At 65.6% G+C, this 23,112-nt stretch carries 21 protein-coding genes; 13 read left to right on the top strand and 8 right to left on the bottom strand.

Annotated features, from left to right (window positions below):
- Positions 1-119: 119 nt before the first annotated feature.
- On the top strand, positions 120-1,652 hold the full coding sequence (locus tag KVT37_RS25905; protein ID WP_217577852.1) for an acid phosphatase: 1,533 nt from the start codon (positions 120-122) through the stop codon (positions 1,650-1,652).
- 167 nt (positions 1,653-1,819) lie between these two features.
- Here the strand turns inward: KVT37_RS25905 and KVT37_RS25900 are convergent, their stop codons facing one another.
- Positions 1,820-2,272: a MarR family transcriptional regulator gene (locus KVT37_RS25900; RefSeq protein ID WP_254634256.1), complete on the bottom strand. Its 453-nt coding sequence runs from the start codon at positions 2,270-2,272 to the stop codon at positions 1,820-1,822.
- Positions 2,273-2,376: 104 nt separating this feature from the next.
- Here KVT37_RS25900 and KVT37_RS25895 point away from each other — a divergent pair, with 104 nt between their 5' ends.
- The 5 genes from KVT37_RS25895 to KVT37_RS25875 all read left to right on the top strand — a co-directional run bounded on the left by KVT37_RS25895 (position 2,377) and on the right by KVT37_RS25875 (position 6,846).
- Positions 2,377-3,210: a p-hydroxycinnamoyl CoA hydratase/lyase gene (locus KVT37_RS25895; protein ID WP_217577851.1), complete on the top strand. Its 834-nt coding sequence runs from the start codon at positions 2,377-2,379 to the stop codon at positions 3,208-3,210.
- A gap of 77 nt (positions 3,211-3,287) precedes the next feature.
- Entirely contained in the window at positions 3,288-4,778 is a 1,491-nt protein-coding gene (locus KVT37_RS25890; RefSeq protein ID WP_217577850.1) for an AMP-binding protein, read from the top strand.
- Positions 4,779-4,874: 96 nt separating this feature from the next.
- On the top strand, positions 4,875-5,297 hold the full coding sequence (locus KVT37_RS25885; protein ID WP_217577849.1) for an OsmC family protein: 423 nt from the start codon (positions 4,875-4,877) through the stop codon (positions 5,295-5,297).
- Positions 5,298-5,302: 5 nt separating this feature from the next.
- Positions 5,303-5,827 (top strand): hypothetical protein, encoded by a 525-nt coding sequence (locus tag KVT37_RS25880; RefSeq protein WP_217577848.1) that lies wholly within the window; start codon positions 5,303-5,305, stop codon positions 5,825-5,827.
- A 275-nt stretch (positions 5,828-6,102) separates the two neighbouring features.
- Positions 6,103-6,846 carry a 2OG-Fe(II) oxygenase gene (locus tag KVT37_RS25875; RefSeq protein WP_217577847.1) on the top strand — a complete coding sequence of 248 codons (744 nt, stop codon included), beginning with the start codon at positions 6,103-6,105 and terminating at the stop codon, positions 6,844-6,846.
- Between the two features lie 94 nt (positions 6,847-6,940).
- On the opposite strand, the gene KVT37_RS25870 is transcribed toward KVT37_RS25875, so the two are convergent.
- Positions 6,941-7,159 (bottom strand): hypothetical protein, encoded by a 219-nt coding sequence (locus tag KVT37_RS25870; protein WP_217577846.1) that lies wholly within the window; start codon positions 7,157-7,159, stop codon positions 6,941-6,943.
- Between the two features lie 499 nt (positions 7,160-7,658).
- On the opposite strand from KVT37_RS25870, the gene KVT37_RS25865 reads away from it, so the two are divergent.
- Positions 7,659-9,281: an ABC-F family ATP-binding cassette domain-containing protein gene (locus KVT37_RS25865; RefSeq protein WP_217577845.1), complete on the top strand. Its 1,623-nt coding sequence runs from the start codon at positions 7,659-7,661 to the stop codon at positions 9,279-9,281.
- Positions 9,282-9,290: 9 nt separating this feature from the next.
- Here KVT37_RS25865 and KVT37_RS25860 read toward each other — a convergent pair whose 3' ends face one another.
- The 3 genes from KVT37_RS25860 to htpG all read right to left on the bottom strand — a co-directional run bounded on the left by KVT37_RS25860 (position 9,291) and on the right by htpG (position 13,126).
- Positions 9,291-10,418: a serine hydrolase domain-containing protein gene (locus KVT37_RS25860; RefSeq protein ID WP_217577844.1), complete on the bottom strand. Its 1,128-nt coding sequence runs from the start codon at positions 10,416-10,418 to the stop codon at positions 9,291-9,293.
- Positions 10,419-10,442: 24 nt separating this feature from the next.
- On the bottom strand, positions 10,443-11,123 hold the full coding sequence (locus KVT37_RS25855; RefSeq protein ID WP_217577843.1) for a gamma-glutamyl-gamma-aminobutyrate hydrolase family protein: 681 nt from the start codon (positions 11,121-11,123) through the stop codon (positions 10,443-10,445).
- 116 nt (positions 11,124-11,239) lie between these two features.
- Entirely contained in the window at positions 11,240-13,126 is a 1,887-nt protein-coding gene (gene htpG / locus KVT37_RS25850; protein ID WP_217577842.1) for a molecular chaperone HtpG, read from the bottom strand.
- Positions 13,127-13,641: 515 nt separating this feature from the next.
- On the opposite strand from htpG, the gene KVT37_RS25845 reads away from it, so the two are divergent.
- Complete coding sequence (locus KVT37_RS25845; protein ID WP_217577841.1) at positions 13,642-15,066, top strand: hypothetical protein; 1,425 nt, start codon at positions 13,642-13,644, stop codon at positions 15,064-15,066.
- A gap of 32 nt (positions 15,067-15,098) precedes the next feature.
- Here the strand turns inward: KVT37_RS25845 and KVT37_RS25840 are convergent, their stop codons facing one another.
- Positions 15,099-15,992 carry a hypothetical protein gene (locus KVT37_RS25840; protein WP_217577840.1) on the bottom strand — a complete coding sequence of 298 codons (894 nt, stop codon included), beginning with the start codon at positions 15,990-15,992 and terminating at the stop codon, positions 15,099-15,101.
- 189 nt (positions 15,993-16,181) lie between these two features.
- Between KVT37_RS25840 and KVT37_RS25835 the strand changes: the two genes are divergently transcribed.
- On the top strand, positions 16,182-16,631 hold the full coding sequence (locus KVT37_RS25835) for a hypothetical protein (protein ID WP_217577839.1): 450 nt from the start codon (positions 16,182-16,184) through the stop codon (positions 16,629-16,631).
- A gap of 5 nt (positions 16,632-16,636) precedes the next feature.
- Here KVT37_RS25835 and KVT37_RS25830 read toward each other — a convergent pair whose 3' ends face one another.
- Both KVT37_RS25830 and KVT37_RS25825 read right to left on the bottom strand, forming a co-directional pair.
- Positions 16,637-18,292, bottom strand: coding sequence for an acyl-CoA synthetase (locus KVT37_RS25830; protein WP_217577838.1), 1,656 nt, complete (start codon positions 18,290-18,292; stop codon positions 16,637-16,639).
- A gap of 105 nt (positions 18,293-18,397) precedes the next feature.
- On the bottom strand, positions 18,398-19,096 hold the full coding sequence (locus KVT37_RS25825) for a YafY family protein (protein ID WP_217577837.1): 699 nt from the start codon (positions 19,094-19,096) through the stop codon (positions 18,398-18,400).
- A 121-nt stretch (positions 19,097-19,217) separates the two neighbouring features.
- Between KVT37_RS25825 and KVT37_RS25820 the strand changes: the two genes are divergently transcribed.
- The 4 genes from KVT37_RS25820 to KVT37_RS25805 all read left to right on the top strand — a co-directional run bounded on the left by KVT37_RS25820 (position 19,218) and on the right by KVT37_RS25805 (position 22,951).
- The gene (locus tag KVT37_RS25820; protein ID WP_217577836.1) at positions 19,218-19,622 is read left to right on the top strand and encodes a glyoxalase/bleomycin resistance/extradiol dioxygenase family protein; all 405 of its coding nucleotides are present in this window, start codon (positions 19,218-19,220) and stop codon (positions 19,620-19,622) included.
- Between the two features lie 86 nt (positions 19,623-19,708).
- On the top strand, positions 19,709-20,833 hold the full coding sequence (locus KVT37_RS25815; RefSeq protein ID WP_217577835.1) for a KamA family radical SAM protein: 1,125 nt from the start codon (positions 19,709-19,711) through the stop codon (positions 20,831-20,833).
- 447 nt (positions 20,834-21,280) lie between these two features.
- Entirely contained in the window at positions 21,281-22,141 is an 861-nt protein-coding gene (locus KVT37_RS25810; protein ID WP_306797019.1) for a BA14K family protein, read from the top strand.
- Positions 22,142-22,525: 384 nt separating this feature from the next.
- Positions 22,526-22,951, top strand: coding sequence for a globin family protein (locus tag KVT37_RS25805; protein WP_217577833.1), 426 nt, complete (start codon positions 22,526-22,528; stop codon positions 22,949-22,951).
- Positions 22,952-23,112: the final 161 nt, after the last annotated feature.

The following is a 23,112-nucleotide window of genomic DNA, read 5'->3' as shown; positions in this document are numbered from 1 at the left end:
ACGGCGCCAAATGTCACAAAGGTGATAAGGCACCGAAGTAGCTGGGTCCATGCCTGTTCGTTATTCTCGCACACGCATTGCCGTCCTCCAGCCACTCCCCAGCCACGAGGCATTTCCAGATGATCCGGTCCTTCCTCTCGCTCTGCCTCGCCTCCACGGCGCTGGCATCGCTCACCGCTACTGCCCAGGCGGCTCCTCCCGGCTACGACAAGATCGACACCGTCGTCGTCATCTACGCCGAGAACCGCAGCTTCGATAACCTCTATGGCGGCTTCCCGGGCGCCAACGGCCTGGCCAACGTCTCGCCGGACCAGGCGCGCCAGCTCGACCGCGACGGCAAGCCGCTTTCCGAACTGCCGCCGGCCTGGGGCGGGCTGACCGGCAAGGGCGTGACGCCGGCGGTGACGGAAGCGCAGAGTGCGCATCTCGCCAACGCTACCTTCGCCATCGACGATCCCAAGGGCTTCAACGAAGGCACCAACGTCATCACGCATGACCTGTGGCACCGCTTCTACCAGGAGCAGATGCAGATCGACGCTGGCCGGAACGACAAATTCGTCGCGTGGGCCGATTCCGGCTCGCTGGTGATGGGCCACTATGACGGCTCAAAACTGCCGATGTGGGCGATCGGCCAAAAATACGTGCTTGCGGACAATTTCTTCCAGGGCGCCTTCGGCGGCTCCTTCCTCAACCATTTCATGCTGGCCTGCGCCTGCGTGCCCTATTACCCGCATGCCGACACCAGCCCGGTGAAGGGCCAGATCGCCGTCGTCGAGGCCGACGGCACGACACTGAAGGTCGCCGACAATTCGCCGCCCTCGGCAATGGGCGGCGTGCCGAAATTCGCCAATGACGGTGCCATCACGCCGGACTTCTACGCCGTCAACACCATGCAGCCGCCTTACCAGCCGAGCGCCAACAAGCCGGTCGAGGGTGGCGACAAGGCGCTGGCCGACCCCGCGGCGCCGACCACGCTGCCACCGCAGCACGAGATCACCATCGGCGATCTCTTGTCGCTGAAGGGCATTTCCTGGGCGTGGTATTCGGGCGCCTGGCAGGCGGCGCTCGACGGCAAGAACGCGACGCCCGTGCCGAATTTCCAGTTCCACCACCAGCCCTTCAACTATTTCGCGGCCTACGCGCCGGGCACGGCCGCGCGGGCTGAGCACCTGCGCGACGGCGGCCTCGGCGGCGTCGAGTTCATCAAGGCGATCGACGACGGCAAGCTGCCGCAGGTTTCTTTCTACAAGCCGCAGGGCAACCTCAACGAACACGCCGGCTATGCCGACGTGACCTCGGGCGACCAGCATCTGGCCGACGTCGTTTCGCATCTGGAGAAGAGCCCGCAATGGGCCCACATGCTGGTCGTCGTCACATATGACGAGAATGGCGGCTTCTGGGATCATGTCGCGCCGCCCAAGGCCGACCGCTGGGGCCCGGGCAACCGCGTTCCGGCCTTCATCGTCTCGCCCTACGCGAAGGCGGGGACGGTCGACCACACGCAGTACGACACCACCTCGATCCTGCGCTTCATCACCGCCCGCTACGACCTGCCGGTGCTGCCCGGCATCGTCGCCCGCGACAAGGCGCTGCGTAACCATGACCAGCCGCCGATGGGCGACCTGACGGCGGCGCTGGATCTGACGCGCTGAGGGCCTGAAGGAAGCCCGATACGCCGCGATCCTTCACACCCCCTCTGTCCTGCCGGACAGAGGGGGGCTGTCCCGCCAGCCTCTCTGATGTTCCTCTGCATAGTAGCTTGAATCAGTCCGGCAGGATGCGCCGCTATCGGATTGTTTTGCCTGAGTGGGAGCCGCCCTCACTCCGCCTCATCCACCCAGATCAGCCGCAGCAACCGCAGCAGCGTCGTCCGTTCCTTGCTTGTCAGCCGGTGCAAGAAGCGGCCCTCGTGCTGGCGCACCTTGAGCCGCCAGGCGGGCATCGCGTCTCTGGCCGCCTCGGTCAGGCGAAGCTCCTGTACGCGCCTGTCCTCGGCATGGTCGTCGCGCTCGATCAGGCCGCGCTCCTCCAGTTCGGCGAGCAGCGGCGCCATGTTGGCGCTCTTCATGCCGAGCAGCCGGCAGAGTTCGGCGGCGCGGATGCCCGGCCGCTCGTCGATCAGCGCCAGCATGGCATAGGTCACCGGCCGCAGTGACGCTTCCGCCATCTCCACGGAAAAATCGTTGAGCGCCAGCGCCGAGGCGCGCCTCAGATTGTAGCCGATCTGCGCGTCGAGCGCGTCCTCGCCGAGATCGTTCATGGTTTCGTCCATGTCCGATCGATTGCCGTGATCCATCCCCTTGTCAAGGCAAAAATACTATGCGACATAGCAAAGATAAAAGCTATGAAGCATAGCTATATCGGAGGAGGCCGACCATGACCGAGAAGACCACCGAAACCGAAGACACCGTCGCCTTCGATGTCGAGGACGGCATCGCCTGGGTCCGCTTCAACCGGCCGGCCAAGCGCAATTCGATGAGCCCGGCGCTCAACCGTCGCATGATGCAAGTGCTCGACGAGCTCGAATTCCGCGACGATGTCGGCGTTCTCGTTCTCTCGGGCGAGGGCGCCGCCTGGTCGGCCGGCATGGACCTCAAGGAATATTTCCGCGAGACCGAGGCAAAGGGCCTTGGCGCCGTGCGTAAGGCGCAATCCGAAGCCTATGGTTGGTGGCGGCGGCTGCGCTGGTACCGCGTGCCGACCATCGCCATGGTCAATGGCTGGTGCTTCGGCGGCGGCTACGGCCCGCTGTTTGCCTGCGACCTCGCCTTCGCCGCCGACGAGGCGCAGTTCGCGCTTTCCGAGATCAACTGGGGCATCCTGCCTGGCGGCGGCGCCACCAAGGTGGTGGTCGATCTCTTGTCGATGCGCGATGCCATGTATCACGCGCTGACCGGCGAGCTGATCGACGGCCGGAAGGCGGCGGCCTGGAAGCTGGTCAATGAGAGCGTGCCGCTCAGCGAGCTTAAGGCGCGCGTCGCCGAAGTGGCCGGAATCCTGTTGCAGAAGAACCCAGTCGCGCTCAAAGCGACCAAGGATGCCATCCGCCGCGTCGCCGAGATGACCTACGACAATGCCGAGGACTATCTGGTGCGGGCGCAGGAGGCGGCGAATTCCTTCGACAATGAGGGCCGCAAGGAAGGCATCCGCCAGTTCATCGACGAAAAGAGCTACAAGCCCGGCCTCGGCGCCTATGACAAGGCGCGATAATCTGGAATGACCTGACGCCGTGACGGCACTGATGCCGGCCGGCACCGTTACGGCGCGTGACACGGGAGGAGAACGCAATGCCGGCCTGGACGACAGCCGACCCGGTTGCCCTGCATGCCCGGGCGCAGCCAGACCGCCTCGCTTGCGTCGACCTCGCGTCCGGCCGGCGCTGGACCTACGCGGCGCTCGACGACGCCATCCAGCGCGCGGTCGCCGTACTCGAGAACCGGGGCATAGGGCAGGGGCAGCGGATCGCCGTGCTGGCCCGCAACAGCGCCGACCTCGTCATCCTGCAGCAGGCCGCGATGCGCCTCGGCGCCATCTTCGTGCCGGTCAATTGGCGGCTCGCCGCGCCAGAGCGGGAGGCGATCCTTGCCGATTGCGATCCAGCGCTTCTGGTCCACGACGCCGACCTGCACATCGCAGCGCCGTCCGGCTGCGCGCCTGTCGCTGTCGCACGCTTCACGGCGGCGATGGAAGCGGCGGCGCCGGCGCCGCGCCGTCCCTTGCCGGAAGCCGACCGACCTTCGATCATCCTTTACACTTCAGGCACGTCGGGCCGGCCGAAGGGCGTCATCGTGACGGAGGCCAACGCTTTCGCCACCGCCGTCAATTTCGGTGTCGTCGGCCGCGTCGGCCATGACAGCATCGTCCTTTGCGACGCTCCGATGTTTCATGTCATCGGCCTGATCACCAATCTTCGCCCAGTCTTGCTGAAGGGCGGCACGGTCCTGATCTCGGCAGGGTTCGACCCAGGCGTCACCAACCGCCGGCTCGCCGACCCCGATCTCGGCGTCACCCATTATTTCTGCGTGCCGCAGATGGCGAAGATGCTGCGCGAGCATGCCGACTTCGCGCCTGCGCGCTGGACGTCGCTTGTGGCTCTCTTCACCGGTGGCGCGCCCAACCCTGCCGCCGATGTGCTTTGGTGGCTCCAGCAGGGCGTGCTCATGGCCGACGGCTACGGCATGACGGAGGCCGGCACTGTGCTCGGCATGCCGATGGAGAGCGAGCGCATCGCCGGCAAGGCGGGTTCGGCCGGCCTGCCGGCCCCATCGGTTTCGCTGCGCATCGTCGATGACGCCGGCAACGATGTCGCGCCGGGCGATACAGGCGAGATCTGGCTCGCCGGCCCCAACGTCACACCGGGCTATTGGAACCGGCCGGACGAGACGGCGAGCGCCTTCAGCGGCGACGGCTGGTTCCGCACCGGCGACATGGCGCGGCGCGACCACGACGGTTTCGTGACCCTGGTCGACCGCCGCAAGGACATGTTCATCTCCGGCGGCGAGAACGTCTTCCCGGCCGAGGTCGAGACGGCGCTGCTTGCTCATCCAGACATCACCGAGGCGGCGGTGATCGGCATCGCCGACGGGCGCTGGGGCGAGGTCGGTCGCGCCTTTGTGGTGCTGCGGACCGGCTGCGCGCTCGACGCCGAAGCGCTGGCCAGCCACTGCGCCGCGCACATCGCCCGCTATAAGGTGCCCAAGGAATTCCGGGCGGTGGAAGCGCTGCCGCGTACAGCCTCCGGTAAGGTTCAGAAGCATGTCCTGCGGGGGCTGGCATAAGGAGCGCGGGAGATTCTTCGCATTCGGCGATTGCCCCGTTGAATTCATGCCCGCTATGACAGATCTCTCAGCCATGCCGGCCGGAAGGATTTTGCAATGAGCGAGCTGAAGATCAGAACCCGTGCGACCGGCGCATCGGCCGTCCTCCAGCCAGGCGGCCTGCCGGTCGTCACCACGCCGACCGGCGGCACGGTCGATGTCGTCACCGGCGTGAGCGCGCCGGGCTTCAATCCGCTCGATCTGCTCTATGCTTCGCTCGCCGCCTGCATGGTGCTCAGCGCCCGCATCGCCGCCACGCGCCTCGGCGTCGCCGACCGGCTCGGCGAGGTGAGGGCGGATGTGACAGGCGAGAAGGCGAAGGACGAGCCCTCGCGGGTCGAGACATTCAACATCAAACTGGAAATCACCGGCGACCTCGACGCGGCGACCAAGCAGCAAATCCTCGCCGACGCCGAGGACATCTGCACCGTTTCCAACACGCTGCGCGGCGTGCCCACACTGCACGCGACGCTGGGGTGAAGCCGGTGGCGCATCTCTCCGCAATCGGCTACGCCACCGCCTCCGAAGACATCCGCGCCGAGCATGACCGCGAACTCAAGCTGCGCGGCCGCATGACGAACATGAAGCGCATCCTGCTGCACTCGCCGGCCGCCCACCGCATCTATGCCGAATGGTTTACGCTGCGCGATCTTCTCAAGCCCACGCTCGACGACCGCGCTGTCTGGCTGTTCTCGAAGGCGATCGCCGAGACGATGCGCGCCGAGGTCCCTGTCACCTTCTTCCGCCGCGCGCTGATCGATAGCGGGCTCGATCCCGAGGCGATTGCGCCGACGGTCGATGAAGCGCTGCTGATCAAGTTCGGGAAGATGGTCGCGGCCGATGCCAATGCCGTCCCGGACGAAACCTGGATCGCCCTCAAGGCGCGCTATGACGAGACGCTGCTGGTCAACCTCACCGCCTTCGCCGGCATCATGGTGGCGACCTGCGTGTTCACCAACGCGGTGAAGGTGGATCTCGATCCGGAGCTGGAAGGGTATCGGAGGCGCTGAAGCTGCTGATCTCCCCCCTTGCGGGGGAGATGCCCGGCAGGGCAGAGGGAGGTGCTGTCCCGCCGACCTATCATTCTTTGAAGACAATCCTCGGAAGTTGGCATTTGTCGCAGCCCGGAGGGGTCGCGTTCCTTCACACCCCCCTCTGGCCTGCCGGCCATCTCCCCCGCAAGGGGGGAGATCAGCAGTTCCGTCACTGGCGCCTACCTCCGCAGGAATCGGGTGGTCGACGCACCTCATTCGCCCCACCTTGATGGCAAGCAAGGAGCGAACCCATGACCGTCCATTCCCTGAACACCAAGCGCGCAGGCCGCTCGGCCGAATCCCGCGTCGCGGCGCAGGACTGGCGCGGCGTCGTCTCCGAGCTCAACGCCCATGGCTCAGCCGTCATGCCCGGCCTGCTGTCGGCGGAAGAATGCGCCGACATCGCTGGCCTCTATCCGCATGAGGAGCATTTCCGCAGCCATGTGATCATGGCGCGTCACGGCTTCGGCAAAGGCGAATATCGCTATTTCAAATACCCGCTCCCCGACCTGATCGAGGGCCTGCGCTCAGCCCTCTATCCGCGCCTTGCCGCGGTCGCCAACGACTGGAACGAAAAGATGGGCGTGGCGCAACGCTATCCAGCCGACCACGCCGCCTTCCTGAAGCGCTGCCACGACGAAGGCCAGGCGAGGCCGACGCCGTTGCTCTTGCAATACGGCCCCGGCGACTTCAATTGCCTGCACCAGGATCTCTATGGCGCGCTCGCCTTTCCGCTGCAGGTGGCGATCCTGTTGTCCGAGCCCGGCGAGGATTTCACCGGCGGCGAATTCGTGCTGACTGAGCAGCGCCCGCGCATGCAGAGCCGCGCCGAGGTGGTGCCGCTGAAGCGCGGCGATGCGGTGATATTTGCGGTGCATAATCGGCCGGTGCAGGGGACGAAGGGGTTCTATCGCGTCAACCTGCGCCATGGCGTGAGCAGATTGCGGTCAGGGCGGAGGCATACGGTCGGCATCATCTTCCACGACGCGAAGTAACGCGCCAAGGATGGGCATCCGTCCGAGCCCAAAAGAAAAAAGCCGCCCTGGCAAGGCGGCCTTTCCTGGGAGGAAGTAATCAAAGAAGAGGCGATCAGGCGCCGTTCCTGTGCTTCTTGTGCTTCTTGGCATGCTTCTCAGGTATTTCTTTTTCCTCGACCAGCTTGACCTTTCCAGTGACGGCCGCCGTCGGAGCGGCAGTGGTCGCTGCAGAAGTGGTCGCGGCGGCATTGGCCGCGGTGGTACCGAGAACCGGCGCGGCGAAGGTCAGCGCAACGGCCAGGCCGAGGGCCGAAACGAGCGTCTTGTTCATGATGGGCTTTCCTTGTTTGACGATTGATGATCACTTGTTGAGATCGACCGGAGTCACGCCAGGAACCTCAGCATGTTGGCGAAGGTCCGGATGCCTTGTGCCTGCTTGGGTTCGGCACAAAACCGGCTTGCCACTTTCTGAAGTGCGCTAGCCTCGGCGGCTTGCGTCGCGTTGGCCTGGGTAGTGTTGACTTGCGTTTCGATGGCCTCGTCCAGTCGTAGGCTAAGGCGGTTGCAACATTCGCCGCGAGTAACGGCCGCCTTGCATCCGACCGTGCGACAGTAGCGATGGCGCGCGAAATGCCAAGTTGTGCCATTCGATTTTCTCTTCAGTTTTTCAGGAATTTCGAATCTTGCGCTTTGGAGCGTGTCGGGCGAGCGCCTCTTCCTCTCCCGCTGTTGAGCCCGCTGCGGCGCTTCGGCCTCTTCCCCCGCGCCCCTCATTCGCGTATGGCCCCGGGCAAATCCCTCAATTTTGCACCAGCCTCCCGGACCGCCCCATGATCCGTCTTGAAAATATCGGCAAGCAGAACGGCCGACAGATCGTCTTCATCGAAGCCTCGGCCGCCCTGCAGAAGGGCGAGAAGGTTGGGCTGGTCGGCCCGAACGGCGCCGGCAAGACGACCTTGTTCCGCATGATAATCGGCCAGGAGCAGCCCGATGAAGGCCAGGTCTCGGTCGATCGCGGCGTCACCATCGGCTATTTCAGCCAGGATGTCGGCGACATGGGCGGCTTGAGCGCCGTCGCCGAAGTCATGGAAGGCGCCGGGCCGGTCAGCGCGGTGGCCGCCGAGATGCGCGAGCTCGAGCACGCCATGGGCGATCCCGAGCGCGCCGACGAGATGGATCAGATCATCGAGCGCTATGGCGAATTGCAGCACCGCTTCGAGGAGCTCGACGGCTATGCGCTGGACGGCCGGGCGCGCGAGGTGCTCGACGGTCTCGGCTTCTCGCAGGAGATGATGGACGGCGACGTTTCGAAACTCTCCGGCGGCTGGAAGATGCGTGTCGCGCTCGCCCGCATCCTCTTGATGCGGCCCGACGTCATGCTGCTCGACGAGCCGAGCAACCATCTCGACCTCGAAAGCCTGATCTGGCTGGAGAAATTCCTCAAGGATTATGACGGCGCGCTGCTGATGACCTCGCATGACCGCGAGTTCATGAACCGCATCGTCAACAAGATCATCGAGATCGACGCCGGCGCGCTGACCTCCTATTCCGGCAATTACGAATTCTACCAGGAGCAGCGCGCGCTGGCCGACAAGCAGTTGCAGGCGCAGTTCGAGCGCCAGCAGGCGATGCTGGCCAAGGAGATCGCCTTCATCGAACGCTTCAAGGCGCGCGCCTCGCATGCCGCGCAGGTGCAGAGCCGGGTGAAGAAGCTCGACAAGATCGACCGCGTCGAGCCGCCGAAGCGGCGCCAGACGGTGGCCTTTGAGTTCCAGCCGGCGCCGCGCTGCGGCGAGGACGTGGCGACGCTGAAGGGCATCCACAAGGCCTATGGCAGCCGCTCGATCTATTCCGGTCTCGACTTCCAGATCCGCCGCCGCGAGCGCTGGTGCGTGATGGGCGTCAACGGCGCCGGCAAGTCGACGCTTTTGAAGCTGGTCGCCGGCGCCTCCGAGCCCGATGAGGGCTCCGTCGCGCGCGGCCCGAGCGTCAAGATGGGCTACTTCGCCCAGCATGCCATGGAACTGCTCGACGGCGAACGGACCGTCTTCCAGACGCTGGAGGACAATTTCCCTCAGGCCGGCCAGGCGCCGTTGCGCGCTTTAGCCGGCTGCTTCGGCTTCTCCGGCGACGAGATCGAGAAGAAGTGCCGCGTGCTGTCAGGCGGCGAGAAGGCGCGGCTGGTGATGGCGCTGATGCTGTTCGATCCGCCCAACCTTCTGGTGCTCGACGAGCCGACCAACCACCTCGACATCACCACCAAGCAGATGCTGATCGAGGCGCTGTCGCAGTACGAAGGCACGATGCTCTTCGTCTCGCACGATCGCCATTTCCTGGCGGCGCTGTCCAACCGCGTGCTGGAACTCACGCCCGACGGCATCCACACCTATGGCGGCGGCTACACCGAATATGTCGCGCGCACCGGCCAGGAAGCGCCGGGGCTGAGGAGCTAGGGACGCAACTCAGAGTGCGTCGTAGACGGCGTCGATCAGCGCCTTGCGGCGCGGGTCGACATCGTCGAAGCCCAGCATGCGGTTGGTGACATAGCCGAACCCGACGCCGGCGCCGGGATCGGCAAAGCCGACCGCGCCGCCCCAGCCGGTGTGGCCGAAGGTTTGCGGTGATGCGCGGCCGCCATAGACGGGATCCTCGATCTGATAGCCGGCGGCGAAGGCAGCCGGCAGTGCGAAGCTGTCGTCGATGCCGCGAAAGCGCGGCCTCGCGGCCTCCTCGATCGCGGCGCGGCCGATCAGCGGCTTGCCTTCGAAAGTCCCGCCCGCCGCCATCATGCCGTAGATGCGCGCCAGCGCATGCGCCGTGGATTGGCCGTTGCCGCCCGGCACCTCGGCGGCGCGCCAGGCGCGGTCGTTTGGCGCCAGGGCGCGGGGCGCCGGATTGTCACAGGCCTGGGGGAACGGCGAGGCGCGCACGAACTCGACCCAGTCCGACGTCTTCGGGCCCTCGATCATCTCGGCAGCCCGGAAATCCTCGGCTTCCTGCAGGCCGACATAAAAATCGGCGCCAAGCGGGTCAGCGATCTCTTCCGCGATGAAGCGCCCGACGCTGCGCCCGTCGACGCGCCGCACCACCTCGCCGGCAAGATGGCCATAGGTGAGGGCGTGGTAGACGCAGCGGCTGCCGGGCTGCCAAAGCGGCGGCATGGCGGCAAGCGCATCCGTATAGGGTGTCCAGGCGAGCAGGCCCGCCTCGTCCATCGGCACGGCGAGACCATTCAACCCGGACTGGTGCGACATCACCTGGTTGAGCGTGATGCGCTCCTTGCCGCCTTCCGCGAATTCCGGCCAATTGCGCGCGACCGGTGCGGAATAATCCAGCTTGCCGCGCTCCACCAGCATGGCGATCGCCAGCGCGACGACACCCTTGGTCGAAGACCAGACATTGATCAGCGTGTCGCGCCGCCACGGCCGGGTGCGCGCTGCATCCGCGTGGCCGCCCCAAAGATCGACGACGGTCTTGCCGTCGGCCACGACCGAGACGCCGCCGCCATGCTCGAGGCCTTGCGCAAAGCACCAGGCGAACGCATCGCGCACCCCGGCAAAGCGCGGATCGCAGATGCCGTTTATGTTCATGCGCCAGTTCCCACCAAAAGCGTCTTATCCGAACAGCTTGGTCACAAAGCTCTTGAACCACGCAAGCTGCGCCGCGTAGTGAGCCTCCATCAGACGGTCCTGTTCGCCGCGATCCTGGGCGCCGAGCGTTCCATAGGGGGCGCCCTGGCGCTCCTGCCAGCGCCGGAAACCAGCCGGACCCTGCTCGGCATGGAACTGCAAAGCGTAGGTCTTCTCGCCGATCCGGAACGCCTGGTTGGGAAAGGTCTCGCTCGAGGCGAGGTGCACCGCGCCCACCGGCAGGGCGAAGGTATGAAAATGGTTCTGCGGCAGGAAGAGCGGCCGATCGAGGAAGTCGCCGGCCTCGGCCGTCGGCGTGATCTCGAAATAGCCGAACTCCCTGATGCCGCTTTCCACCGGCCCGACATCGGCCCCGAGATGCCAGGCGATCTGCTGCGCGCCCTGGCAGATGCCGAGCAGCGGCAGGTCGTTGTCCAGGCAATGCTCGATCAGCGCGGCTTCGTGATCGAGGAACGGATGCTCGTCGGTGTCGAAGACATTGAACGGACCACCATAAATGACGGCGCCGTCGACATTTTCGAGATCGATCAGCTCGCCCCTGAACGGCATGGCGGTCGTGACCGCATGGCCGTTCGCCTCGAGGGTCGTCTGGACATGGTCGTCGCCCGGTTCTTCCGAATGCCTGACCAGGACAATGCGCTTCATCGGGGCTCCTGCCGCTCATTCCGTAGGGTTACGATAGAGCTTAGCGGGCTGTCGGGAATGTGCCAGCGTCCAGTTCCGGCTGGACGCTGGCGGCCGAGCAAGCGCCGCGCCGGGCATCACCCCTTGGCCAACCCGCGGTCGATCAGCCGCGCCAGGCGCGCCGAGAACGCTTTCGCGTCGGCCGGCTTGTCGCCGTCGAGCACGCGCGCTTCATCGTAGAGCAGATGCGCGGCGTCTTCCTTGAAAGCTTTTTCGTCGTCGCCGAGTTTCGCCAGCGCCGCGACGCGCGCATGGCGCGGGTTGATCTCGAGGATCGGCTTGGCGGCCTTGTCGAGCCGCCCGGCGGCGTTGAGAAGGCGCTCGAACTGGCGGTCCGGGCCATGCTCGGGCGCGACGAGGCAGACCGCGCTTTCGGTCAGGCGGTCGGAGGCTTTCACGTCCGACACCTCGTCGCCGAGCGTCGCCTTCACGAAAGCCAGGAACGTCGCGATGTCGGACGATGTCTCGACGTCGGGCTTCGCCGCGTCTTCGGGCAGCGCGACATCGGCAAGCTCTGCCGCGCCCTGCGTCACCGACTTGAACGGCTTGCCGTCGAATTCCGGCGCCATCGTCACCCAGAAACTGTCGACCGGGTCGGTAAGCAACAGCACCTCGATGCCGCGCGCGCGAAACCCTTCGAGCTGCGGCGAGGCCTCCAGCCGGGCACGGTCGTCGCCGGCGATGAAGAAGATCGCCTTCTGGCCTTCCTTCATCGCTCCAATGTAGTCGGCAAGGCTGCGCCAGCCTTCGCCCGAAGCGGTCGAACGGAAGCGGGCAAGCTTCAGCAACTGCTCGCGCCGCTCGTAATCCTCGTAGAGGCCTTCCTTGAGGACAACGCCGAAATTCTCCCAGATTTTCGCAAAGGCTTCGGCATCGTTTTCGGCTGTTTTGGCGAGGTCGGCGAGCATGCGGTTGGTCACGCCCTTGCGGATCGATGCGAGCAGCGGGCTTTCCTGGATCATCTCGCGCGAGACGTTGAGCGGCAGGTCGGCGGAATCGACCAGGCCGCGCACGAAGCGCAGATAGCGCGGCAGGAGATCGGCATCGTCGGTGATGAAGACGCGCCGCACATAGAGCTTCATGCGGCCCTTGCGGTCCTGGTCGAACAGGTCGAACGGCCGCGATCCGGGCACGAAGGCAAGCACGCTGTATTCCTGCCGGCCTTCGGCGCGGAAATGGATGGTCGAGGCCGGCTCGTCATACTGGCCGGCAATGCTGCGGTAGAAGTCGGTATATTCTTCCGCCTTGATCTCGCTCTTCTGCCGCACCCAAAGCGCCGTGCCGTCGGCGATGTCGCGCGGCTCGGCGCCGGGCTTTTCGACAAGCGTGATCGGCACCGGCACATGGCCCGACTGCGACTTCGCCAGCCCTTCGAGCCGGTAGGGCGTGGCGTAGGAGGTGGCGTCCTCCATCAGGTGCAGCACAACGCGCGTGCCGCGCCTGGGCGCCGCCTCGAGCGGCGCCGGCGCGATCTCGTAAGTGCCTTTGCCGTCGGACGACCAGCGGAAGGCCTCGTCGCTGCCGGCCTGGCGGCTGATGACGTCGACCCGGTCGGCGACCATGAAGGCCGAGTAGAAGCCGACGCCGAACTGGCCGATGAGCTGCGTGTCCTCCGCCGCCTTACCGGCCTCGACGCGCTCCAGGAAGGCGCGTGTGCCGGAGCGCGCGATGGTGCCCAGCGCTTCCGCCATCTCGTCGCGGCTCATGCCGATGCCGTTGTCCTCGACGACGAGCTCTTTGTTGTCCGGATCGGCGGCGATGGTGATGCGCGGCTTGGCGTCGTCGCCCAGCAGCTCAGGCCGGCTCACTGCCTCGAAGCGCAGCTTCTCGCAGGCGTCGGCGGCGTTGGAGATCAGCTCGCGCAGGAAGACGTCGCGGTCCGAATAGACCGAATGCACCATCATGTGCAGCAGCCGCGAGACGTCCGCCTCGAATGTCCTGGTTTCGGTCTTCTGTTCCGTCATCTCGACTTTCCCAAATCTCCACTCTGCCTGTCGCGCCATGCGCGTTCAGGGGATCATCCTGAGGTTGTTTCAATTGTGTCGGCGGCCCGGATGGGGCCGGCTTTCGGCGAAACAATATCGGCATGGCCGGAGAAGGCAACAAGGGGCGGCAAGAGGCAGGGGCAGAGCATGGCTTCGCCGCAGCGCCGTCGACGATGCGACGGGCGAGTACCGCGGGAGGTTTACCTCGATGCTCTTTGCCGTCCTGGAAGTCTTCGTGTCGAGCGCGCCGGCGACGGCGATCGAGGCGTTGTATTCGCGCTTAGCGCTGCAGGCCTTCAGGTATCCGCTCCGGGTCGGAATACTGACATATGTTAGAGCCGCGCGAGGCCTCCTGCGCCCAAATCTGCATGAGTTTGGAGCCCGCGATAACCTTAATTTTGCTTTCCTTCACAGAGGCTTCCCGAATGGAAGGTAAAGGGATAAATTAGCAATTCGTTAAGTACGCGTGGGGCGCGAGTAAGGGATGTGCCGTGATGAATTTCAAGTCTCTGATCAAGCGGGCCGAGGACGTCGATAAGGAATTTCAGGAACTCCAATCGGATCTGGCGGAAGCATTCGAGGACGTCCTGAACGATGATGAACAACCGCCGTCGGGAGACGATGCCGTTGCCGGCCAGGAACTGGTGGCGAGCGACGAGAATCCGCCGCCAGAAGAGCAGCCCGACACCGCCCCATCGCGGCTGACCCCACATACCCAGACGCGGCTGGCCGCGCTGGAGGCCGTTGTCGGGCTTTTCCGGGACGGGCAGGGCCATCTCCAGGAGATCGAGGCGAAGCTGGCGGAGATCGCCACCGCGCATCATATGACGCGCGAGGTCCTCAACGTCTTCCATCGTGACGTGTTGCGCTCCAACGAGCTGGAGCTGGCAAACCTCGCTCTCACCACTGAACACAAGACTTTGTCGGAACAATTGCTCGACGCCGCCCGCAGGCAGCGCGAACGCGACGGCGCGGCCGAAGCCTGGCAACAGCGCGAGGCGAGCCTCGTCCAGGACCGGGAGCAATTGCGCTCGGCGCTTGCCGCCGTGCGCCTGGAACTGGTGGAAATGGGCAATGAGAGCGCCAGGCGCGAAACCGAGTTCGGCGAGATCGTCAAGGCGCTGACCGCCAAGACCGTCGAAGTCGACAGGCGCGGCGCGGAAAACAAGCTGCTGCGCGAAAAGCAGGTCGGCCTCTCCGTCGACCTGGAGCAGGCGCAAAAGCGCGAGGCGGAAGCCCGGCACAAATTCGACGAGTTCGCCGCAACCCACGCCAGCGAAACCGCCCACATTGCCGAGCTGATGGCACAGATCGGCAACCACGAAAAGGAAGAAAGCCGGCTGCAGAAGACGGTGGAGTCAACGCAGGCCAGGCTTGCCGAAACAACCGAAGCGGCGCGCATCGCCGAGAGCGACGGCGCGGCCGAATTGGCGCGCAGCCAGGCGGAGATGCGCGGTTTGCGCGCCGAAATCCAGGAGTTGCAGTCGCGCCTGGATCAAGCCACGACAACCAATGGCGAAACCTCGGCCGAGATCGTCAGGCTGAAGGCTGAGCTCAACGATGCCGTGACCGAACTCCAGATCGCGCAGGAGAGGCTCGCCGTCCTCAAGGACGAAAGCGAGGCCGACAAGAAGAGCTTGTCGGCGGTCAGCACCAATCTCTCGCAACTGTCGCTGCAGCAGGCGTCCGAGCAGATCCAGCTCGATATCCAGAAGCAGGAATGCGAGGATTTGCACGCCGAGATCGAAGCGCTCAACGCCCGCATCCGGGAGTTGTTGCCCTACGAGCGGCTGCACCGGGTGACGGACGCGCGGTCGCGCAAGGATGCCGCGCCTCCGGCCAACGGGATCATCGCGGAAACGGCCCGTCCTGCCCCGAGGCGTGTTCCGCGGCGAAACCTGCGCGCCAACGCCGGCTGAGAGGCCGCTGCGCCTGGAGTTGCCCTGGCGGGCTATTTCGCCGCCATGCTGTCGGCGAGATCCTGAGCCTGCTTGAGCAGCGCCGGGAAGGACGGATCGCCGGGCAAGCGCTGGGCCATGCAGGCGCGGTAGTCGGCGTCGCCCTTTTCCCAAGCAGCGTTGGCCGGATCGGAGGCCGACGAATCGTCCTGGTCCGATCCTTGATTTTCCTGCTGCGTCTTCTGCGCGGCGGCGTCGGCGGCTGCCCAGATCGAATCGCAGGCGGCGATCTTCGGCACGGCGGGCGAGGCGGCCGCCTCGGCGATCAGCACGCGGTCGCCTTTGACGACCGCCACGACGACGCGCTGGTCGTAGATCGGCCCGACATCCTGCGTCCAGCCGCCGAGCCGGGCGACGACCATGTCGGCGCCGCCGGGCTTCTTCAGCGAAAAGTCGAGCGTGCCGGAAAACGCCGCATCGCTGCCGATCGCCTGGGTGTAGAAATTGTCGAGCTTCAGCGCCGCGCCAATGTCTGCGGGCAGCTTGAAATCCGCTTCCGTCTCCGCCGATTTGGACTTGAGCCAGCGCTCGGTCAGCCCGCGCGTCGAGGCGACGATGCTCGGGCCGTCGTCGCTCTTGGCATAGCGCAACCCGTCGAGCATGCCGTAGCCGATATCGGAGGCGTTGAGGCTTTGGACGTTCATGGTGCCGCTCGCCGGAAAATCCTTGACCGAAAGCGGGCCGAGAATGCTGTTGAGCCGCTGCTGCAGTTCGGCCAGCGCCTTCTCGTTCTGAGCATCGATGGTTTCGATGGCCGTGTTGGCGCTTTGCTGCGCGGTGATGTCGGCAATCGCCTTGTCGCGCGCCGCGATATAATCGTCCTGCGGCGACACGGCGAACGCCGCGCTGCCTGCCAGCGTGAGGAGAAGTGTCAAAACCAGCCGCATGCTACAAACCCCAAATTAGCGATCAAAAGCCCTAAGCAGCCTTCGCCCGGCTTGGCGGCTTTTGCGTGGCAGAAATCGAGGTACCGAATCTTTATCGCCATTGTCTCGCAGAGGAGAGCCGCAAGTCTCTCAGTGTCCAGAACGCAAGTCTGATATAGCGACATGCCCGTAGCAGCAGGTGATTTATCGATGGCCGACGATCCTGACCGTAACCAAGCGCCCAGAGTCACCGAGCGAGCAATCTCTGATATCCTCCTCAACCAGCGCTATCGAAACCAGCTCATCGGCTACTTCGAGTGGGTATCGTCCTATGACGAACAGCGGAGATATCAAGCGGCTGTTCCATATGTTCATGTCCCGAACGAGGCTTTCAATCAATGGGACGACTGGGCCTCCGACGGGGTACTCGAGCGCTACGTCGAACCGGTGTTCTCAGTCGAGGAACAGCAAGCGCTTCGAAATTATCGGGCCGTCCTGAATAGTGTTTGCGACGACACGCCGCAGTTATTGCCGCCGCTTGAGCAGTTGATGGAAACGGAGCCTTGGGAGCGGCTGAGGCTTGCCGCCAAGAAGGCGTTGAAGATTTTCATGCGTCGCGGAACGTTCGACTGGGAGGTTGAACAGTTCCCGAAGCACTGAGGTTTTCACCCCTTCCGCTTCTCCACCTCCGCCTTCCTCAGCAAAAACCGCTGGATCTTGCCGCTCGGCGTCTTCGGCAGCTCGGTGACGAACTCGACCTCGCGCGGATAGGAATGCGCTGAGAGCCGCTTCTTCACATGCTGGGCAAGCTCATCGGCCAGCGCCTCGCTGCCCTTGAAGGCGGGTGAAAGCACGACGAAGGCCTTGACGATCTCGGTGCGCTGCGGGTCGGGGACGCCGACGACGGCCGCCTCGTTGACCGCCGGATGCTCGATCAGCGCGCTTTCGACGTCGAACGGCCCGATGCGGTAGCCGGCCGAGGTGATGACGTCGTCGGCCCGGCCGATGAAGGAGACCGAGCCGTCCGGCTCGTATTCCACCGTGTCGCCGGTGCGGTAATAGCCGCCGGCGATCGCCGGCGTCTCCGCCTCGTGGTAGCCGCCGAACCAGCGCAGCGGCGACCTGGCGATATCGACCGCGAGCACGCCCGGCTGGTTGGGGCCGAGCTCGTTGCCCGCCTCGTCCAGCACCACCATGCGGTAGCCCGGCATGGCAAAACCGGCCGAGCCCGCGCGGACCGGATGCTCGAGCCCGTGATGGTTGTTGACCATCATGCCGTTCTCGGTCTGGCCGTAATGGTCGTGGATGGGCGCGGCGAGGTGGGCGTCGAACCAGCGGATCACCTCCGGGTTGAGCGGCTCGCCGGCGCTGCTCACCACCCGCAGCCTGCCTTTGACGCGGGCCGCGGCCTCGGGTCCTTCCGCCATCAGCAGGCGATAGGCCGTGGGCGAGCCGGCAAGGCTGGTGATGCCCAGGCGCTGGATGATGTCGTAGGTCGATCTGGCGTTGAACGCGCCTTCGTAGAAGGTTGTGGCGGTGCCGAGCTGTAAGGGCCCGGTGATGGCGTAATAGAGCCCGTAGGCCCAGCCGGGATCGGCGATGTTCCAGAAAATGTCGTCGGGCGTGAGCCCGATCGCGTCGCGCATATAGGCGCCGAAGGCCAGCAGCGCGCTGAGCGGCACCGGCACGCCTTTCGGGTGCCCCGTCGTGCCGGAGGTCGACATCATCATGAACAGGTCCGAGCCCTTGCGCATCACCGGCGCGCAGTCGGGCGAGGCGGCTGCAAGCGCGGCGCGGAAATCGATGTCGCCGGCGGGCAAGACGTCGCCGGCGCTGAGGATGGTGGCGACACGCGGACGGTTGTCGACCTCGTCGAGCTTGCCGCGATTGGCCGGGTTGGTCACCACCAGCCTGGCCTTGCTGTAGCCCAGCCGGTGCTCGATCGCCTTGGGCCCAAAGGCGGTGAACAAAGGCTGGTAGACCGCGCCGACGCGCCATGTGCCGAGGATCAGCGCCACCAACTCGGGGATGCGCGGCAGCATGCCGGCCACGACATCGCCGGGGCGGACGCCGAGCGCCTTCAGCGTGGTGCCGACGCGGCCCGACATGTCGGCGAGATCGTCGAAAGAGTATTCGCGCAATTCCCCGGCGGCCGAGATCGCGCGCAGCGCCAGCCGGTTCTCACCGGTATAGCGGCCGCAGCATTCGACATAGGCGTTGATCCCGGTAGCCGGATCGCCGTGTAGCCGGGCGATCTCGTCCTCGATGCGGAATTGCGCGACGGCATCTTCATAGCGCGGCAGCGCTCGGGCCCTGGTCATGGCGGTCCTCCCTCGGCGGCGGATCATCTCCCCATGATCGCCGCCAGAAGAGATTGCCTGAAAAGACGGCGCGGGTCGATTGCGGCGAAAGTCGGTGCTCGCCTATCAGGGCAGTTGAATACCCTGCGCCTGCATGTGGCGCTTCCAGCGGCTGCGCAATTCGGCCGGCCGGCAGCCGACACGCTCGTCGAGAAAAGCAGCTTCGGATATCCGGTCGGTGCGGAAATGGCGGAAATCCTGGCGCAGCTCGCACCAAGCGGCGAGCAGCCGCACGGTCTCGGCATAGCCGATCATCGTCGGCCAGACGACGCGCTCGGTCTCGTCGCCCTGTTCGTTGCGGTAGCGGATCCGGATCTTGTGGCCTTTGCGGATCGAGTCCCGGGCTTGCGCAATATCCAAGCCGTCGGGCAGGCTCGCGCGGCTGAGCGGCGCGCCGACGGTTGGATTGCTGATGAAGGGGCGCAGCCGCTCCGGCACCACGGTGGCGATCTTGGCGATCAGGTCGCGCGCCGCGCCCGCCAGCGCCGCGTCGCCCTTGTCGGCCACCCATTGCGCGCCGAGCACCGCCGCCTCGAGCTCGTCAGGCGTCAGCATCAGCGGCGGCATGTCGTAGTCGCGGTCGAGCACGTAGCCGAGACCGGCTTCGCCCTGGATCGGCACGCGTTGGCCGATCAGGTCGGCGATGTCGCGATAGACCGAGCGGCGCGAGGTTTCGAGCTCCTCGGCGATCTGGCTGGCGGTGATCGGCCGGCTCGAGCGCCGCAGGATCTGGATGATCTGGAACAGTCTGTCGGCGCGGCGCAAGGCATGTCTCCTGTTGCCACTATGGTGGCAGCAGGGCTGGTCCACAAGTCGCGGCACGGCGCCTGAACGGGCGCCTCCAGCCGCGGAGACTTCTCCGTCGGCCAGCTCACGGAGAAGACCAATGAATTTCGTTTCGACCCGCATCATCACGGCCGACGTCAAGCGGCTCGTCGCGTTTTATGAGACGGTGACCGGCACAAAGCTCATGCTCTACACCGAGGATTTTGCCGAGCTGGTCACACAGGCGGGCACACTGGCGATCGGCAGCACGCGCACGCTGCGCCTCTTCGGCGGCGACCATGTCGCGAGCCCCGCCGAGAACCGCACCGCGATCATCGAGTTCCGAGTCGCCGACGTCGATGAGGAATACCGCAGGCTTGCCGAGAGTCTGGGCGAAGCACTGGTGCAGGCGCCCACCACCATGCCCTGGGGCAACCGTTCGCTGCTGTTTCGCGACCCCGACGGCAATCTGGTCAATTTCTTCACGCCGGTGACGGCGGAGGCGATCAGGAAGTTCGAGCGGTGACGGTGTGTCAGGGCAAGTGCAAGCCAACGGTTGACCCCACGCGCCATCCGGCCGATACCGCGCGCAAACATCTCTCCGAGCCGCCAATGACCACTAACGCCAATCTCAAGCAAACCTTCGCATCGGAAGCCGCCGGGCAGGGCGATGCCGCCTGGCAGGACGACGTCCGCGCCGGCGTGCGCCATGTGCGCGACCTCGCGCTCCTGCCGCTGTCGCCCGCCGAACGCGCCGCCGCGCAGGAAGCCGCGGCCGCGCACAAGGTGCGCGTGCCTAAAGCCTATCTGGACCTGATCGACTGGAACGATCCCAACGACCCGATCCGCGCCCAGGTGATCCCGTCGCCCGATGAGCTGGTCGCCGCCGAGGGCGAGCTCGATGATCCGATCGGTGACCATGCCTTCAGCCCGGTGCCCAGGCTGACGCACCGCCATGCCGACCGCGTGCTTCTGTTCCCGACCTATCAATGCGCCGTCTATTGCCGCTTCTGCTTCAGGAAGGAGTCGCTGACCTCGATCGGCCGCGGCTACACGCGCGAAGCGCTGGAGCCGGCGCTGGCCTACATCGCGGACCACCCGGAGATCCGCGAGGTGATCCTGACCGGAGGCGATCCGCTGTCGCTGCCCGACGCCGCGCTCGCCGAAATCCGCGCCCGCCTGGAGGCGATCCCGCATCTCAGGCTCCTGCGCATCCACACCCGCGTCCCGGTGGCGCTGCCGTCGCGGATCACCGCCGGGATGGTGGAGGCGCTGCGGGGGCGGCTGATGGTGAGCGTGGTCACCCACTTCAACCACCCGCGCGAGCTCACCGACGCGGCCGAAGCGGCTTGCCGCACCATGCGGCAGGTGGGCTTCGTGCTGCTCAACCAGAGTGTCCTGCTCAAGGGCGTCAACGACAAGGTCGAGGTTCTGGAAGAGCTCTGCCGCGAGTTGGTCTATCGCCTCGGCGTCAAACCCTATTACCTGCACCATGGCGACCTCGCGCGCGGCATGGCGCACCGCCGCACCACGATTGCCGAGGGCCAGGCGCTGGTCGCCGAACTGCGCCGGCGCCTCTCCGGCATCTGCAACCCGACCTATGTCATCGACCTGCCAGACGGCGGCGGCAAGGTGCCGCTGGCGGCGAGCCATATCGAGGGACGGGAAGGGGAGATCTGGCGGATCCGCGGCCAGGACGGGAGGGTGCGCGAATATAGCGAGGTGGTGGCTGGCTGATGAGGCCGGGCGCCAGTCGAAGGCGGTCCGACAGCCCTGTTGGGGGCAAGGATGCCGGGCTGCCGGACCTAACCGGCGTGCGTTGGAGACCGCCGGCTCAGACAAGCATGGGTCCGGCCCGCCCGAACCGCACCATGTGAACGAAGGATCGCCTGTCTATTCCTTCATTCGTACGATGCGGCGGTTCGGAAAAAGCCCGAGACTGACGATGATCTTTCTGGATCATCGTTGATCCTCTTGGATCATCAAAAAGTCTGTAACTGTAAAGAGTCCCCAGCTAGGTCCCCTCCTGGCGATCCTTGAGCCTCGCCTGCTTCTCCCCGGAGCATGCGGGGCTCTCCCGTTCCTGCCGGCCGGGTCTCAACATTGCCCTCTTCTCGTGGGAACTGGAGCGCGCTCTCCGCATTCTATCAGCGGGGGCTGAAGGAGCGCAGCGTGAAGGCCTTGTTGGGAATTGTCGGCGGCTTCGTGCTGACCTTGGCCGTGTTCGCCAGCGGGCTCGCCTTCGCCACCTGGCTGCTGGCCGCCAAGCCGGTGCGCCAGGCCACGCCGACGACAGGCGTTTCCGAGCTCTGGACGAAGGACGCCCAGCCGGTCGATCCGCAAAAGCAGAACCTCGAGCGCATTCCCGCCCAGCAGGCGGCGGCAGCGCCCGCCAAGCCGGGCGAACCGGCCCCACCGCCTAAGCCGGATGGCACGGCGCAGGCCACGGCGCTCGCGGCGCCGGCGCCGCCCGCAGCGCCACGACTGCAACCATTGCCCGAGGTCTCTCAGCCGGGCCAGCCGGCGCCGGACGCCGGCGCGGCCCAGCAACCGCCTACGCCCAATCGGCAGGCTGAGCAGCAGCTGCCCTCCGCCCATCTGCAATGGTGCGCCACCCGCTATCGCAGCTACCGCCCGCAGGAAAACAGCTACCGCTCCTATAGCGGCGAGCTACGCCCCTGCATCTCGCCCTATTACGATCCCGCTGGCGACCGCACCGCCTCGAGCGGCCAAAACGATCAGCAAGGCCAGAACGAGCAGGCGAACGAACAGCCGGGGGCGAGCGACCAGCAGGACGCCACGACCGATGACCGGATGATCGACGACCAGGCCGAGATGCAAGGCTACGCCACCACGCGCGGCGGCTACGCCACAACCTATGGCGGCCCGCCGGAAGAGATTTCGCCCGAGGCCGAGGCCGCGGCACGGGGCGGCCCGGTCTCCGCCGACCACGCCGACAACTGCTTCAACCGCTACCGCTCCTACGATCCGCGCGACAACAGTTACCAGCCCTTCGATGGCGGCCCACGCCGCCAGTGCGAGTAGGGCGCCGACGCTTCCTCGCCCCCGCCTGGGCGAGGAAAGGGCAGCGTCGCGTTCCTTCGCGCCCCCCTCTGTCCTGCCGGACATCTCCCCCACAAGGGGGGAGATTGGCAGCTTCGGCGCCCCGCTCATCTCTTCAACGTTGGCGATTGGCGAAAGCCGTCGCGACGGCCAATCTCCCCCCAAGTGGGGGAGATGCCCGGCAGGGCAGAGGGGGGCGCTGTCCCGCCGGCATCGCGCGATTGGTCATGCTGGGCACGAATGCCCAGCCTCGCACAACCCGATACGCAACCGAGACGAACCTGAAACACATCATCCCTACAACCGGCATGCCCGTGAAACGCTCGAGGCTGATGGTCGCGCATTCCGAAATTCAGGAGCGCACCCATGACACCCGACCAGATCAAGCTCGTGCAGGATAGTTTTCGCGAGGTCGTGCCGATCAAGGAAGCGGCCGCGGCCTTGTTTTACGAGAAGCTGTTTTCGATCGACGGCAGCCTCAAGGCACTGTTTGCCGAAACCGACATGAAAAAGCAGGGCGCCAAGCTGATGGCGGCGCTGGGCTTCGTCGTGCACGGCCTGTCGCGCGCGGACACCATCCTGCCCACCGTCCAGGACCTCGCCCGGCGCCATGTCGGCTACGGCGTCGAGGAGCAGCACTACGCGACCGTCGGCCAGGCGCTGATCGAGACGCTCAATGCAGGCCTCGGCGAGGCTTTTACGCAGGAGGTGCGAGAGGCGTGGACCGCCGCGTATGGGCTGCTGGCGAGTGTGATGATCGCGGCAGCAAGGGAAGTGCAACTGGCGGCTTGAGCGCTGAGGGAGGCAAGCTGGAGCTGCGTCGCGTTCCGTCACACCCCCCTCTGTCCTGCCGGACATCTCCCCCGCAAGGGGGGAGATCAGATGTCGCGCCGTCTTTCGCCAATCACCAGCGTTGCAGAAGGGGCGCGGTCAATGGAGCTGCCAATCTCCCC

The sequence above is a fragment of the Mesorhizobium sp. GbtcB19 genome (assembly GCF_019091085.1).
GTDB lineage: Bacteria > Pseudomonadota > Alphaproteobacteria > Rhizobiales > Rhizobiaceae > Mesorhizobium.
Note: the sequence above shows the minus strand (reverse complement) of the source record. Positions and strands in the feature narration are given on the sequence as shown.